Genomic DNA, 14644 nt, shown 5'->3' with positions numbered 1-14644 from the left:
CACTGCGGCGATGCCCCACGGCCAAGCGCTGCTACGAGCCGCCACTACGATCGCCGACCATGGACTGGGTCGAGCGCACCGCGCAGTTGAGGCAGTGGACGAGGAGCGGGACGCGGGCTCCGCACAAGCCGTTGCTGTTCCTGTACGCGCTCAGCCGGTTCCAGCGGGACGCCGATGACGAGCTGCGGTACAGCGCCGTGGAGGAGGACCTGCGGGGACTGCTCGCCGAATACGGCCCTGCTAACCGGACGACGCCCGCCTATCCCTTCCATCACTTGGTGAGTGACGGCGTGTGGGAGGTGCGCACCGAGCGCGGGCCGGGCAGCCCCGGGACCGGGGTCAGGGAACTGCGCGCAACCGGCGCCGCTGGGCGGCTGACGCCGGAGCTGAGGGCGGCGCTGCGGCGGGAGCCGTCTCTTCTCGGCCGGATGACACGGGTGCTGCTCGATCTGAACTTCCCGCCCTCCCTCCACGGCGAGCTGTGCGAAGCCGTCGGCCTGGAGCTGGAGGAGGCCGAGACCGCACTGCTCTCGGCCGCGCGCAGGCAGCGGGACCGGCGGATGCGGGAGATGGTCCTGACGGCGTACGAGTACCAGTGCGCCTTCTGCGGGTATGACGGCAGGATCGGCGCGGTGCCGGTCGGGCTTGAGGCCGCCCATGTGCGCTGGTGGGCGTTCGACGGACCGGACGACGTCGAGAACGGGCTGTGCCTGTGCTCGCTGCACCACAAGCTGTTCGACAAAGGCGTACTCGGTCTCGGCGAAGGCCATGGCAAGGGCCACCGCATCCTGGTCCCGCAGAGCTTCGTCGGCCACAGCACCGCCGCCCGCGAGCACGTCATCACGCTCGCCGGCCGTCCGCTCATCGGCCCCCAGCCGGGCGTCCGCCCCATCGCCGCCGCCCACCGTTCCTGGCACACCAGCCAGGTCTTCCATGGCAGCCCACGTCCCGCCACGACCGCCTGACCGCCGACCTGGCGGCCACGAGACTGCACTGGCAAGGGGCGTGATACCAAGAGTATGGTCGCTTATATGGCGACGAAGAAGGTAACGGTGACGATTCCCGAGGATCTCCTGGACGAGATCCGTGCGGAGGCGGCAGAACGGGGGATGTCGGCGTACGTCGCCGAGGCGCTGCGCTTCAAGCGCGACCGGGACCGACTGGGGGAGTTGTCGGACTGGCTGCAGGAGGAGCACGGTCCTCTCACCGAGGAAGAGCGCACCACAGCGTTCGAGGAGTTGGAGGGCCTCGACGCCGAGCACGAGCGCCGGCGCGCCACCGGAACGCACGGCGCCGGAGAAGCCGCGTGAGGAAGCGGTCCGGTGAACCCGGGCAGCGGCCGCTGCGCGTCTTCGTACTGGACTGCGAAGCCCTGTCCCTGGCCGTGCGCGGCGACCGGAAGATGATCGCGTGGCTCGACCTCGCAGCCCGGGGTGAAGCCGAGGTGGTCACGTCTCCGATGACGCTGGTCGAGGCGTACGACGGCAGAACCACCGAGCAGCGCTGGGACTGGGTACTCTCCCGGCTCAAAGTCGCCGACATCGGGAAGGACGAGGCCCGCCGGGCCCGCCGCCTGCTGTCGGATGCCGGGCTGCACGGCCACAAGTACGCGATCGACGCGATACTCGCCGTCATCGCGCGCCAGCAGAAGGGGCAGGTCACCGTCTTCACCTCGGACGTGGACGACCTGGAGAGGCTGGTTCCGGAGTCGATCGTCGTCAAGAAGGTATGACCCGGCGCTCCGGTCTCAGTCCTGGTCTCATTCGCCCCCGTCCAGTGCCGTTCACCATCCCTCCGACGCGCGGCTCCGTCCCAGGTCAGAACAATCCCGTCCCTCTCCGAACCCCCGGACGAACAATGGGAAAGCGTGTGGGGGGCGACCCCTCACGAGTTCGAATCTCGTATCCTCCGCCACTGCTCTCACCGGGCAATACGTCGAAGGGCCCCACCGCTTGCGGTGGGGCCCTTCGACGTTGTCCCCATGGTGTCTGGGGGTTGCGTCACACGCCGATGGCCGCAGCGATGAGGCCAAGGCTCAGTAACACACCTCCGGCGAACGCGGAGCCTGCCACTAGTGCGGCCTCGGCCGAGCGTGCTCCGGTGCGCGTCTTCAAGATGAAGGCCGCCAGCGCGACGACGACGGAGAACAACAGGACCACGAGGAGCCACGCGCACTTCACGGCGGTGGGCAGGCCACTCATCGGGCGCTCCTCTCGGGGAGGGTGCCGACCGCGGCGGACGGAGTCGAACCGGGCAGAGCGCCAGGTCGGATCATTTGCTCGGCCAGACTCCCGTACATCCGGGATGCCGCCCGGACAATCTCCAGGTGGATGGCGATCTGCTCGTCGAGCGCACCGAGTGTCTCAGCGATGCGGTGCTGTTCGGACCACGTGGGCAGATGTACCGGCATTGCCCGCAGATCCGCTGTACTGATGGAGGGGACGGTGGTGTTCTCGGCACGGCTCCTGATCCAGTCGACGGTCTGCGGAAGCGAGAGGTAGGCCAGCAGATACGCGGGACAGACCTCGGGCGCGAACCTATGGAGGCGGATCAGATTGCTGCCGAACAACCAACCCGACTGGTCCGCCCGCACCTGACCCACGGGCCCGACCGTGCCTGTCCGCGCACACAGGATGTGCCCGTCCTCCAGAGCGAAGCGCCGCATCCTCCGCGCTGTCTCGTACGACACAGCCGTATCCCGCGCGTCGTCGACGCGTCGATCGCGTAGGTGCTTGGGCAGCACGACCGGCACCGCGCCGCCCTCAGGGACGTAGGCCTCTTTCGGCAACAGCGACGGAGAAGGGCCGGCTTGGATCTCGCACAACTCGCCCAGGGTCGACCACTCTCCGCCCATGGGTGCGTCACCGTGCAACCTGCCGAGCGCGACGTCGATGTCCCGGAACTCGGCAATCCGGTCGTCGGCCTGTTCAGCTGCCCGTCGTGCCCTCAGCAGAGCGCCGTAGTGCTCTGTCGGTCCTTCGGCTTCTGTACTCGACCGACTCGCGGACCTGGCGTAGTCGGCAGGCCGCAACGAGGAACCGGCTGCGTTGACAACGTCCGTCGGAACAACCGCGCAGGGAAGTCGCGAGTCCCGGAGGAACTCATCGTTTCCGTCTGCCGCACGCCAGGCGTGGTAGGCAGCCGCAATGAGTGCGGAGTCTCCGGTATCGAGGACGGACAGCTTCCTCGACACCTTCGTACCGAGGCCGGACGCGTCGATGAACAGGACCTCTCCCGGACTCCGCTCCTGGTCCTCGGCTTTCAGGATCCAGACATTGACGGAGATCGCGGTAGCACTGAACAACTTGGCCGGCAGCGCGATGACGCATTCCACAACGCCGCGGTCCACCAGGGTGTGCCGGATACGCCGTTCCTTCGGGTTGGAGGACGTGGCGGCGCTGTTGGGCAGGATGACGGCCGCCCGGCCTCCCTCGTTGAGGGACCTGACCGCGTACTGCGGCCACGCCAGGTTGGCATTGGACGCCGGTGGTTCTCCGTAGATCCACCAGTCGGCGTCGCCGGGCGCCACCGGAACGTTGAACGGGGGATTCGTGAGAATGAGATCTGCCCGGTGCCGTTGCCGAGGCCCCGTCGTCCAGGGGCGGGTCGCACGCGTCAGGTTCAGCCACTCCGGACGGGCACCGTGCACCATCAGGTTCATGGCAGCAAGGTCGCGTGTCTCCGGGTGGGCGCTTCCCATGGCGACAGCCGGAACCCGTCCGCCGGCCCCGCCTGCCGGTTCCGGCCCGGCGGCCAACACGGCCGACAGCAGTTCGCCGCCCCGGCCATTCGGGTCGTAAAGGCTCCGCACCGGGGAATGCGCGCCGAGCAGCACCGCGAGCAGCCGCGCGATCCCCGGCGGGGTAAAGGCGTCACGGCTTCCCAGCCCGGCCTCGTGCGCGTGGTGGCTCAGCAGTTCCGTGAAAGCACCACGCCCCAGATCTTCGGTCAGGCCCAAGAGGTGGAGGATGGCTTGCGAGCTACGGGGTTCGAGCCCTTCGAGCCTGCCTGCCACCGCACTGATCACCCCCTGCTCAGCGAGGGCCTCCTCGACGTGACGGCCAACTGCGGGCAGGAATCTGCGGAGGTGCGTTCCTGCTTGATCCCGTGCGACGGCCCGCCGTACAGCTGCCCACCTCTTCGGCTCGGCCCACCTGAGGAAGGTGAGGGAGAACAGGAGGTACAGGTAGTCGGCCCGCGACCCTGTCCCCCAGCTCCCGCTGTTCTGCTCGCGGAGCAGGACGTCCACCGCGCCGGTACGTCCTCCCTCCATCTCATCAACCGCGAGAGCGTGCGCGGCAGGAAGGCCGTCCGCTTCGACGTCCTCTACCGCTCGGGCCTCCGACGCCTTCGTGAGGTACGTCCGGACCCGGTCGGCGTACGTGACGTCCGCAGCCTCGTCGCTCCGGCGCGCCCGGGCCGGAACCATACGGCCGCTCAGCCACGTGAGCACATCGGACAGGTTGAAGTAGTCCGTGCCACCGGCCCTCGTCGGGCTGGGGAAGTCCTTGTGCCTGCGCTCCCAGTTGGTGATCGCTGAGCGCTGCACATCAGCCATCACAGCGATAGCCGCCCTCGGCACCAATTGCTGCTTCTGATCCCTCGTCATAGTCATGCTGTCCCGTTCCCACGGCAGAGCGGATCGCCGGTGCGGCGAGTCCGATGCCTGGATGCTAGAGAGAACAGACGTGTGGCACCAACAGCGCAGTGCAGTGCTCTCCATGCCACTCTGGCCTTACGTGTGTAACACGAGATCCGAGAAGGCCGCGAATTTGGCCAGTTTGCCCATCTATGTGGGCTTATACATCCCGAACGAAGGGGGCTGGCCAGCTCGCAGCTTCTCATCAGGTTGTGAACATCATTAACACGGAACCGGCCTCGACCAGGCCAGCGACCAAGGAGGATGTAACTGATGCCGCAGTTGATATCCACGGAGGTGCACACGTGAGTCGCACAGTGATCGACCTCGATGACGAACTGCTGGCCGACGTGGCTCAAGCACTGGGGACCAGCACCAAGAAGGAGACGGTCAACACCGCACTGCGCGAGGTGCTCGAGAACCGTCGGCGGGCCCTCGCTCTCACTCGGCTACGGACGGCGGCAAGCGAGGGAAGCTTCGACCTGGAGCTCTTCGAGGACAAAAGGAACTACCGGCGGTGAGTGGGGCACAATTCCTGATCGACACCAGTGCGCTCGCCCGCTTCCTCCACGGCGGCGCCGAACAGTTCGGCTGGGACCAGGCCGCCTCAGCCGGACTCATCGCGACCTGCCCCGTCACCGAGCTGGAGCTCTTCTACAGCGCGCGCTCCGCTGCGGACCGTGCACGCGGCATCGGGGACCTCAAGTCGCTCTTCGGCTCGGTGCCCATCGACGATCGCGCGCACGATCGCGCCTGGCAGGTTCAGGAGTTGCTGACCCAGCGTGGCCAACACCGCAGCGCCGGTGCAGTAGACCTCATCGTTGCCGCCACCGCAGAGCTTCAAGGGCTGACCCTCCTGCACCACGACCACGACTTCGGGTGCATCGCCGCCGTCACCGGCCAGGCCATGCAGTGGTACGGCCCGGAGGCCGGTAAATGAACAAGCGCCTGGTCTCAGTCCGGGTCTCATTCGCGGGCGTACATCACAGGTCACCGCGCCTGTAGCCGCTGACTATGGCCGCTTCGAGGGCTGCGGTCGCCAGGGAGGCGTGCCCGCCTTGACGGTCGTCGGCCTCCACGAGCTGGTTCATGCCGGCCGATGCTCGGGCCACGTCCGACATGCCCACCGACCGACGTTGCTTGACCGCGGGAACGACTGCGGCTGCCGTCCCGGTGGTGGAAGCGATGAAGTCGCGACGCCGCACGGGGCCCTCCGGGGGATGTTGCATGGAGCTGGGTGCGCTGAACCCCAAGTCCGCCACGGGACAGCCGAACACACGCTCAAGTGCGGCGCAAGTGCGTCCGATTGGGCGTCGGCTTGATCCGTTGAGCAGGTTGCGCACCGTCCGGGAGGAGATGCCGCCAGGCCGACCGGTGATCTCCTGAAACGCGACGTTCAGGCGTGCCGCCAACTCCTCCTGCGTCAGCCAGATCAGACAGAGTTGATCACGTCAGTCCTGAAGAACGAGATGTCCCCCCAAGTTGATCTCGATGCCGTACTCGGTATGCCACACCCCGTTGGCCATCCATCAACGATACGAACGACCACCACGCTCCACCGGGGCGCGTAAGCGGATGACGGCGCTCGCCGACCCCGGAATATGCGACGGGGCCGACGAACGGAGGCGACTGGTGAGTCACCAACCGCCGGAGGTGGTCAGCGACGCCACCTGTCCCAGAGCCACGCGACGGCCGTGACCGTCACGAAGCCCAGCGCCTGCTGCGCGCCGTTGCCGACACCGGCGGTATAACCCGCCGTATACCCGACCGCGACGGCAGCAACAAACATCTCGAGCCTGGGCGGGCGCTCGCTTCCAGGCAGGGGTACCCGCATACTGGACATGGTTCTTCTCCTCATCAGATGGGTTGGACCGTCCGCCGGACCCCGTAGATCTTTGGTAGGTGACACGGGATCCGGCGGAAGCATTGGGGGTTAGCGCTCATCACCGCCGTTTTGCGTCGGCAGCTCCTCGTAGAGCTCGGCGCTGACCAGCTCACCGAGCTTCGCGGCCACGTCGTGGCGCTGATCGTCGGGCAGGCTGCGGTAGGCACGCCATGCGAGTTCGGCGGGTGAGCTCGGCCGGTGGCCCATGGCGATCCAGGCAAGAATGAGTGACCGCTCCTTGGGCGAAAGATCCTTCAGCCTGTCCAGCACCGTATCCGGGTCCTGGACCTGTCGGAGCCGGAGAAGTTCCCCTCCGCCCATCCGCGCGCCCCGGGCCACCGAAGGCAGTCCGCCGGCTCGCTCCTGCTTGCGGGGCGGACGGCGGAAGCCGGGCCGCCAAACGGGGTCGCCAGCTCGAACGAACCGGGTCTCATGAGCACCCAGGATCGCCTCGTCGCGATTGGTCGCAATCAACCAACCGTGATCTCTCAGGTCTCGCACCCGACGGTCGATCTGCGAGACGCCGGGAAAGGCTGCCTTCAAGTCTTCTCTGGTGAAGACGCCTCCTTCGCCGACCACCGTCACGAGCCACAGGGCAGCGCGAACCATGGTCCCGAACTTCTCGTTGGTCCAGTCGGGCAGTTGAGGATCCGCCACGGACTCCCACCTCCTTCCGCCTTGGCCAAGTAAACCATGTCCGGCAGCGTTCGGCAGGGTTCGGCGGCATTCGGCGCGTTTCCCGGCAGGCTTCGGCGCCTTCTGGGAGACAGGAAGCGGGACCTCGACCACTTCGGTCGAGGCCCCGACCGCCCGCCCAGCCGTCCACCCCCAGGCAAGGGAGGCCACCGCACCCGCCCCGACGCTCACCGGACTCGAAACCCGCCGCCCCGATCAGGAGAGCCGTCGCACCCTGGCCGACGACGTACGCGCAGCCTTCCCCGACCACAACGACCGGATCCTCACCGACCCCGCCTGGCCGGCCCTCGCCACCGTCCTCGCCGACGCCGAAGCCGACGGCCACCCAGCCCACCGGCTCCTCGAGGAAGCCGTTGGGACTGCCGCCTACGGCCGCAGTTCCCATGAGCTGGCCGAGCCGCCCACACCACCGGCCCTTCAGGGGTTCACGAGGGCAACGAAAGGTCTCGGGCTGCATAGTAGGCGTGCAACGCGGCCTCACTTCCAGAGCCCAGGGCGGTCATGATCCGCTGGAAACGGGCAGAGCGCAGGTCTCCGGCCACGCCGATGCGGGGGTGCTGGCCGGTCGGCGGGCAGTAGCCGTCGACACCCCGGACGAGGTCGCCTGACGGGGCGGTGGGTGCGTTCCCGATGCTCACGTACGTGGCGTCCGCAGTGACCGTGTGCCCTTGGCCGTCCTGGCTCACGACGTCCGCTGTCGCCCCACCCCCTGCGGGAAGGCGGAGCGCCAGATGCGCAACGGGCAGGAGCGTGATGCGGGGGTCGTCTCGGATCTCCTCGACCTTGTACGTGTCGGTCTCCGGGTAGGCGACGAGCAGGCGGGTGTCCGTGTCCGGATGGGCGCGCAGGAAGGTGCCGATCGGGCGGTCACCGCCGAGGACGAGGAGCGTGCGGCCTTCAGCGTCGTCCGGGTCGGCCTGCCAGAGCGGGGGCGGGGTGAACCCACTGGGGGCGGTGAGCCAGGGGGCGTCGCGGGGCTGGAGGGGCCCGACGCCGGTGGCAACGACCGCGTACGGGGCAGTCAGGCGCGCACCGGTGTCCAGCATGACGGTGACGTGGTCGTCGTCGGCGCGGAGCTCGACTGCGCGGCGGCCGAGTTCCAGGCGGCACAGCGCCGTGCTCTTCAACTCGGCGGTGATGGCGTCGGCAAGCGCGGGGCCGCTGGTGTGGCCGCCGAGGACGTTGTTCAGGGCCCCGATGCGGTGAAGGTTGCGGCACAGTATGTCCGGCTCGACCAGGATCGAGCGCATGCCGACGCCGGCGGCCGTGCGGGCGGCGGCGCAGCCGGCCGGCCCGCCTCCGACGATGATCAGGTCGGCGCTCTGGGACGCGGGCGAACCGGTGCGGGGCGAGGTGTCGGCCATGGGGCTATTCCAGCACCGACGCCCCTGGGTACACGGCGAGTTGCCGCACCACATGATCGGTGGTGACGAGTTGGCTGGATCCGATCAGGCGACGTGCGACGACGAGGCCGACGTCGTGGACATCCGGGCCCGCCTCGGTGGCGCAGGCATCGATGACGATCCAGGGTGCGTGGTCCCGCTCGAAGGCATCGGCGGCGGACTTCAGGACGCAGCTCTCGGTGGCGACCCCGCAGAGGGCCAGGTCGGTCCAGTCGGCCTGGCGGATCAGTTCGTCAGCCCCGGGAGTGAACAGCGTGTACCCGGTCTTGCCGATGACCTTGTGAGCTCGGGCAGCGGCCTCGGCACGTTCGGGCACGATGTCGCCTCGGGCGATTCTCGGAGCCGGCGCCACGGGAAGAAGCGCTCGTAGGAGCTACCGGGGTAGTTGAAGTAGCGGGTGAAGATCACCGACCGGCCGACGGCCGTCCACTGGGCGATCAGGTCGGAGACCGCTGGTACGGCGCGGCTCGTGCTCGATCCACCTGTCGCGTGGCGTACGGATCGCGGCCGGTCCGTGTCCCTCCTCACGCACCCGCCCGATATACGGGGCCGTACAGATGGGTCTATGCTCGTTCTATACGCCGCCGTATAGACAGGAAACCGCCATGAGTGACCTGCGCCTTCCGCTGAGCGACCATACGTCCCGCCCCTGGCGGATCCACTCGATCGCCGCCGAATTCCGGCTGGAGGACGTGTGGGCGCTGCCGACGCCGGGCGGGCCGGACGACCTGCGCCATCTGGTCGACCAGATGGCGAACGGCAAGGGCGGTCCGGACGGCGGCAACCCCGTGGGCCGCTTCCTCTTCGCGGTGCGGTGGAAGCTCGGCGCGCTCCTCGGGTGGGACAAGGCGGACGCGGGCGTCGGCGGCCGGGTGACGACGCTGCGCGACCGGCTGCCCGACGACCTGCGTGACGGGCCGCGTGGCCCCGACCTCAGTACGGCGCCTTTCACCTCGGTCTTCCAGACACACGACGAGTGGGCCGCCGAGTGCGCCAACAAGACCATGCACGGGGTGCTGCACATCGGCTGGGTCCCCGACGGAAACGGCGGCTTCCGCGGCCAGTTGGCCGTCCTGGTGAAGCCCAACGGCAGGCTCGGCTCCCTGTACATGCTGGGCATCAAACCCTTCCGGTACCTGGGGGTCTATCCGGCCCTGATGCGATCGATCGGCCGGGAGTGGCAGGAGAACGCGGAGCCTCGGGCGGCGGCCTGAGGCCTTGCCCCGCCTCCCTTGACAGCCGTTCTCCCTGACCCGGAACCGGCGGCCCCGGCGTGGTCAACGTGTGACGACCGGCCTGAAGGCGTCCCGTATTCCGGACTTGGTGGTGGAGACGAACTGGTCGCCCGGTCCGACCTCGTACGGTCCGTAGTACTCGTAGCGCAGCACGGCCGGGCAGCTCTTGCCGCCGATCTGCACCGAGCGCGGATCGACGCGCTTTGCCGGTGCGCAGCTCGTAGACCTTCAGCGGGACCTTGCCCTTGGAGGAGGTGACCCGGTGGGGGAAGTGCTTGAACCGGTTGTTCTCGTAGGAGCAGGACGCGACGGCGGGGCCGTTCTTCGCCGTGTCCGCTCTTCGCCGTGTCCGCGCAGACCACGAGCGCCGCCCTGACGGGATCGCCGGTGCGCCAGCCGGCGGGGAGCCTGCCGGTGTAGTCGGTTTCGCCGAGGAACAACGCGCGATCGGTGCCCTTGCGGTACGGCGGGGCGGCGCTGTACTTGGCGGGTTTGTCGCAGTAGCCGGATCCCGCGCTGCAGGTGGCACCGATCAGAGTGCGCACGTCGTCGAGTGCCTTGGCCGGGGCTGCCTTCTTCGCGCCGCTGCGCGCCTTGCCGGCGAGCGGCTCGTCCGGGTACGCGTCGAGGAGCCGCTGGTGTGCGCGAGGGCCTCCTTCCCCTTCTTTGGCCTGAGCGCCCCGGACCGGCTCACGCCGCTCGGCGCCCCCGTCAAGGCCGACGGGCCCGAGGAAGGCAGCGTCCGCGCTGTCGCGTTCGCCCCGGACGGGGACGCCCTGGCCACGGCGGGCTTCGACGGTTCGGTCGCTGCTGCGAGCCGCGCATCCTTCTCCGTCAGCTCCGGAAGGTCCGGCTCGGGCGGCGTCAGGGACCGCACGAGCCTGTCGGCCCCGGCCGCACTGCCCTCGGTGTCGTCCATCGCCGCGGCCGGGGAGACCTCGACGAGTTCGGGCAGGACGGCCGCCAGCTTCTTCAGCCAGGCGGCGAGCAGCCGGTCGGCCGCGGGAATGCCCGACCGGCCGAGCCCTCTCAGGTCGCGGTCCACGCTCTCCACCGCGTTCGGCGTCCCGGAGAGGTAGCTCATGGCGAGCAGCTCGGCCGACGGGCCGGGCTCCCGCGGCTTCCGGATCTCCCGCAGCTTCGCCGCGCTGTCCTTCCGGAGGTCCTCGACCGCGGTCGTCGACTCGCACAACCCGGCGGCCCACCGCACCAGTCCCCTGGACGGTGGCCGTGCCGCCGCCGCGTCGGCCGTCCCCTGGTCCGAGGCGCCTGCCTCGCCGTCCGCTCCGCCCGCGCAACCTCCGACGGCCGACACCAGCCCCGCGGCCACCATGGCGACCATGGCGACGCGTCCCCTGGTGAACATCCCGACGACCTCTCTCTCCGTGCTGTGACTCGTCTTCGTCGGCCGCACCCCGGCGCAGCAGGACCAGTTCAGCGCGGCACGGTTTGTTCGGTCACCCGGTCCGCAGCCGTGAACAAACTGCCCCGGGCCCCGGCACGACCGGCACGACCGCCACGACCCGGCGCCGCACGGGACGAGCCGGTCCGCCGGCGGCGCCCCTGGCCGAAAAGCGAGCGAGGGCGCCGTCCGGCGGAACCGCTGCGCAGTAGCCGCGCCGAGGCTTCCCGCCGGACTCCGCCACGGAGACCCGGGCGGTACTTTTCGGACAACTGTGGGCCGTCCGGGTGAGTGCAGACAACCTGTGGGGGCCACTCCGCTTCTCACAGGCCGGACACAGCGTCGCCACAGGGGAGTTGGAGTGGGGGCCGTGCTGCTCGTCCACGTTCCGTCACGCACCCGGAAGCCAGAAGTACGAGGAATGATGACCAGATCCCCGCAGGGCCGCACGAACCGCCTGACCCGCCCCTCGGTCGCCGTCGCCGCGGCCGTCGCCGTGACCGCGGGCGTCGTCGCCGCCGCGCCCGACGCCAAGACGGCGGAGCCGACGCCGAAGCTCAGCCTGATCGCCGCCTCCACCTCGGTGACGCTCGATTCGTGGAAGGAGGATCCGGGCGTCTATCTGGATCTCGGGACGTACCTCACCTCCGAGAACGGCGCCTTCGAGCTCAAGGTGACCCGGAAGTCCTACAAGGACCCGGTCGTCGCCTCGCAGGTCTTCCGGAACGGGAAGAAGACCACGACCAAGGCGCTCCCCGCCGGGCTCGTGAAGGACTTCTCCGGGCTGCCGGACTTCGCGCAGATCAAGCTCACCGACGCGGCGGGCAGGACGGTGCTCAGCCAGACCGAGGCGTTCTGCCCCAACAACGCCTCCGGCCGGGTCCGGCCCGACGCGCCCGCCAACTCGAAGTATCCGCAGAGCTGTCCGGTGAACCCCTTCACTCTCGGCTCGGTGTGGGGCGTCGAGAACGGGTGGGCGTCCAACACCTACGCCGGCCACTACACCAAGCCGGTCCAGCTGGCCGCCGGCACGTACACCGCCAAGATCAACGTGACCAAGAAGTACCGCGACCTCTTCGGCATCGCCAACCAGACGCGCACCGTCAAGGTCACGGTGCGCGAGCGCAGTTGGGAGGAGCCGCCCCCGGTTCCCGCCGGCAGCCGCAGCGCCGCGTCCGCGCACCAGGGGCACGGGGAGGACGCAGGACACGCCGGACACGCAGGGCACGAAGGACACGGGAAGGCCGCCGCGCCCGCCGCGCACGCGCACGGCGCCCCGGCCCGCACCGAGGCCCCCACCGCCCGGACGACCGGCGCCGGTGCCACGTTCAACGTCGGCCACGGGCCCTACCCGCCGGCTCCGGCGGCCCTGCCCTGGGCGCTGAAGAAGGAGTCGCTCCAGCGGGAGGCCTTCTCCGCGGCCAAGGCCGGCGACCGTGCCGGGCAGACCGACGGGTCGCGCCAGGCGCCGGGAGCCGAGCCCAACGCGAAGCGGCCCACCGGCAAGGCGGTCGTGCCCGACGTGCCCAAGCCCGACCTGCGCTCGCTGCCCGCGTACGGCATCACCGTCAGCGACGGCTACCAGGAGGTGCCCGGCAAGGACTACCTCGCCTTCAGCGCCAACGTGTGGAACGCGGGCCCGGCCAAGCTCGTCGTGGACGGCTTCCGCTCCCCGGGCAAGGAGCTGATGGACGCCTACCAGTACTTCTACGACGCCGCCGGCAAGCAGGTCGGCTACACCCCGACCGGCACCATGGAGTGGGACCCGCGCCCCGGCCACGAGCACTGGCACTTCACGGACTTCGCCAGCTACCGGCTGCTGAAGGCCGACCAGAAGGAGTCGGTGCGCAGCGGCAAGGAGGCGTTCTGCCTGGCCAACACCGACGCCGTCGACTACACGGTGAAGAACGCCAACTGGCACCCGGACAACACCGACCTGTCCACCGCGTGCGGCCAGGAGAACTCGATCTCCGTCCGCGAGGTGCTCGACGTCGGCTCCGGTGACACCTACACCCAGGACCTGCCCGGCCAGTCCTTCGACATCACGGACCTGCCGAACGGCACGTACTACATCCAGGTCCTCGCCAACCCGGAGAACCGGCTCAAGGAGACCAACCACAACAACAACAGCGCGCTGCGCAAGGTCGTCCTCGGAGGGAAGAAGGGCGCCCGCACCGTGAAGGTCCCCGCCCACCACCTGGTGAACGCCAACTAGCTTTGCAGGTCGCCGCGTTGCAGCGCTCTGTACCGTGACGTTCCGCCGGCCCCGGGAGGTGCTCCCGGGGCCGGCGGCATGCCGGGACGAAACCCGAGTTCTCGCCAACTCGCCCGTGCACCCGTAACCCCGCCCCGCCGTACCGCCGCTTCGCGGCCGCTCCTCCCGTCCGCCCCACGACTCCGCCGGTCAGGGACACGACCAGGCGTACCCACGCCGCCCGGGGCCCCACGGAAGGCACCCCTCCGCAACGCGGCTGCGGAGGAGGCGCTCCCGGCAGTCACCGCAGCCGACCAGGCAACGCATCGGTTACTCATGCGTAGTGCATGTGTGGCGCAATTCACTCCCCTCAAGGGGTGGTTCTGGAAACATCTACGCCAACGAGATCGGGCCATACATACCGCCGCGGGGGGAGTGGCCATGGGGCTGCTCGGCGATGAGCTGGCGTTCGGGCGGGCTCTGACCGCCCCGGAGTACGAGAGCGTCATGGCCCTGGGGCACCGCAAGGAGTACGCGGCCGACACCCCACTCCTGACCGAGGGCGACCGGACCGGCCATGTGGTCATCGTGCTGCGCGGCTGGGTGACCGTCTCCCAGGTCACCGACCGCGGCACCACCCGGCTCATACTCGGGTTACGGGGCCCCGGCGAACTCCTGGGAGAGATGGCCGCGTTGGACCAGCACCCCCGCAGCGCCACCGTGCGGGCGCTCGGGACCGTCGAGGCGGCCGTCATCGGCGGCGACGCGTTCCGCCGGTTCCTCGCCACCCACCCCCGGGTCAGCGGACTGGTGATCCGGCAGCTGACCTTCCGGCTGCGCAGCGCCGACCAGGAGCGCTCCGCCCTCGCCTCCCTGACCGTCCTCCAGCGCCTGGCGAGCCGGCTCACCGAGCTCTCCCGGACCGCTCCCACCGGCCCCTACGCGCCGTCCGCGCCCGGCCCCGGGGCCACCGGCGCCGTCGTCCACCTCGCCCAGGACGAACTGGCCGCCACGGTCGGGGCGACCCGCGAAGCGGTCGCCAAGGCCCTGCGGCTGCTGCGCACCCAGAAGATCGTGCGCACCGGTACGCGCATGGTGGAGATCCTCGACCCCGCGCTGCTCGCTCTCCTCGCGGAGGGACACCTGGACTGAAAGCTCCGCCCCGCCGTGTGTAAACGGCTACAGACGGC

16 protein-coding genes are annotated in these 14644 nt (G+C 69.4%); 8 read left to right on the top strand and 8 right to left on the bottom strand.

Translation table 11 applies throughout. The features are described 5' to 3' along the window. The first annotated feature begins 59 nt into the window (after positions 1-59). The 3 genes from ACH4RG_RS35480 to ACH4RG_RS35470 all read left to right on the top strand — a co-directional run bounded on the left by ACH4RG_RS35480 (position 60) and on the right by ACH4RG_RS35470 (position 1732). Positions 60-965, top strand: coding sequence for a phosphorothioated DNA-binding restriction endonuclease (locus ACH4RG_RS35480; protein WP_398540876.1), 906 nt, complete (start codon positions 60-62; stop codon positions 963-965). Positions 966-1031: 66 nt separating this feature from the next. Continuing rightward, entirely contained in the window at positions 1032-1310 is a 279-nt protein-coding gene (locus ACH4RG_RS35475; RefSeq protein WP_030595375.1) for a CopG family transcriptional regulator, read from the top strand. After that, on the top strand, positions 1307-1732 hold the full coding sequence (locus tag ACH4RG_RS35470) for a type II toxin-antitoxin system VapC family toxin (protein ID WP_398540875.1): 426 nt from the start codon (positions 1307-1309) through the stop codon (positions 1730-1732). Before ACH4RG_RS35475 ends, ACH4RG_RS35470 begins: the two co-directional genes overlap by 4 nt. Before the next feature lie 268 nt (positions 1733-2000). Here ACH4RG_RS35470 and ACH4RG_RS35465 read toward each other — a convergent pair whose 3' ends face one another. Together ACH4RG_RS35465 and ACH4RG_RS35460 are read right to left on the bottom strand one after the other, a co-directional pair. Next, positions 2001-2201 (bottom strand): hypothetical protein, encoded by a 201-nt coding sequence (locus tag ACH4RG_RS35465; protein ID WP_380961832.1) that lies wholly within the window; start codon positions 2199-2201, stop codon positions 2001-2003. Then, a complete protein-coding gene (locus tag ACH4RG_RS35460; RefSeq protein WP_398540874.1) occupies positions 2198-4558 on the bottom strand; it encodes an N-6 DNA methylase in 2361 nt (786 codons plus the stop codon). Before ACH4RG_RS35460 ends, ACH4RG_RS35465 begins: the two co-directional genes overlap by 4 nt. Positions 4559-4944: 386 nt before the next feature. On the opposite strand from ACH4RG_RS35460, the gene ACH4RG_RS35455 reads away from it, so the two are divergent. Both ACH4RG_RS35455 and ACH4RG_RS35450 read left to right on the top strand, forming a co-directional pair. Then, positions 4945-5160 carry a type II toxin-antitoxin system VapB family antitoxin gene (locus ACH4RG_RS35455; RefSeq protein WP_397919092.1) on the top strand — a complete coding sequence of 72 codons (216 nt, stop codon included), beginning with the start codon at positions 4945-4947 and terminating at the stop codon, positions 5158-5160. Further along, positions 5157-5579: a PIN domain nuclease gene (locus tag ACH4RG_RS35450; protein WP_398540873.1), complete on the top strand. Its 423-nt coding sequence runs from the start codon at positions 5157-5159 to the stop codon at positions 5577-5579. Before ACH4RG_RS35455 ends, ACH4RG_RS35450 begins: the two co-directional genes overlap by 4 nt. Before the next feature lie 717 nt (positions 5580-6296). Here the strand turns inward: ACH4RG_RS35450 and ACH4RG_RS35445 are convergent. The 4 genes from ACH4RG_RS35445 to ACH4RG_RS35430 form a co-directional block, all read right to left on the bottom strand. Next, positions 6297-6482, bottom strand: a complete 186-nt coding sequence (locus ACH4RG_RS35445; protein ID WP_397919088.1) for a hypothetical protein — start codon at positions 6480-6482, stop codon at positions 6297-6299. 90 nt (positions 6483-6572) lie between these two features. Then, complete coding sequence (locus tag ACH4RG_RS35440; RefSeq protein ID WP_397919086.1) at positions 6573-7181, bottom strand: hypothetical protein; 609 nt, start codon at positions 7179-7181, stop codon at positions 6573-6575. Positions 7182-7645: 464 nt separating this feature from the next. Beyond that, positions 7646-8584 carry an FAD-dependent oxidoreductase gene (locus tag ACH4RG_RS35435; RefSeq protein ID WP_397919084.1) on the bottom strand — a complete coding sequence of 313 codons (939 nt, stop codon included), beginning with the start codon at positions 8582-8584 and terminating at the stop codon, positions 7646-7648. 4 nt (positions 8585-8588) lie between these two features. Further along, the gene (locus ACH4RG_RS35430) at positions 8589-8939 is read right to left on the bottom strand and encodes a cysteine hydrolase family protein (protein WP_398540872.1); all 351 of its coding nucleotides are present in this window, start codon (positions 8937-8939) and stop codon (positions 8589-8591) included. Between the two features lie 289 nt (positions 8940-9228). On the opposite strand from ACH4RG_RS35430, the gene ACH4RG_RS35425 reads away from it, so the two are divergent. Continuing rightward, a complete protein-coding gene (locus tag ACH4RG_RS35425; RefSeq protein ID WP_398540871.1) occupies positions 9229-9837 on the top strand; it encodes a DUF2867 domain-containing protein in 609 nt (202 codons plus the stop codon). Positions 9838-9900: 63 nt separating this feature from the next. Here ACH4RG_RS35425 and ACH4RG_RS35420 read toward each other — a convergent pair whose 3' ends face one another. Then, positions 9901-10041 carry a hypothetical protein gene (locus tag ACH4RG_RS35420; RefSeq protein ID WP_398162262.1) on the bottom strand — a complete coding sequence of 47 codons (141 nt, stop codon included), beginning with the start codon at positions 10039-10041 and terminating at the stop codon, positions 9901-9903. Between the two features lie 349 nt (positions 10042-10390). Continuing rightward, positions 10391-11224 carry a hypothetical protein gene (locus ACH4RG_RS35415; RefSeq protein ID WP_398540870.1) on the bottom strand — a complete coding sequence of 278 codons (834 nt, stop codon included), beginning with the start codon at positions 11222-11224 and terminating at the stop codon, positions 10391-10393. 457 nt (positions 11225-11681) lie between these two features. Here ACH4RG_RS35415 and ACH4RG_RS35410 point away from each other — a divergent pair, with 457 nt between their 5' ends. Next, positions 11682-13475 (top strand): lysyl oxidase family protein, encoded by a 1794-nt coding sequence (locus ACH4RG_RS35410; protein WP_398540869.1) that lies wholly within the window; start codon positions 11682-11684, stop codon positions 13473-13475. A gap of 420 nt (positions 13476-13895) precedes the next feature. Then, the gene (locus ACH4RG_RS35405; RefSeq protein ID WP_397919073.1) at positions 13896-14606 is read left to right on the top strand and encodes a Crp/Fnr family transcriptional regulator; all 711 of its coding nucleotides are present in this window, start codon (positions 13896-13898) and stop codon (positions 14604-14606) included. Positions 14607-14644 lie beyond the last annotated feature (38 nt).

The organism is Streptomyces sp. NPDC021019, assembly GCF_044333295.1.
Taxonomy (GTDB): Bacteria; Actinomycetota; Actinomycetes; order Streptomycetales; family Streptomycetaceae; genus Streptomyces.
The sequence above is the reverse complement of the archived record's forward strand: the minus strand, read 5'-3'. Positions and strand labels throughout refer to the sequence as shown.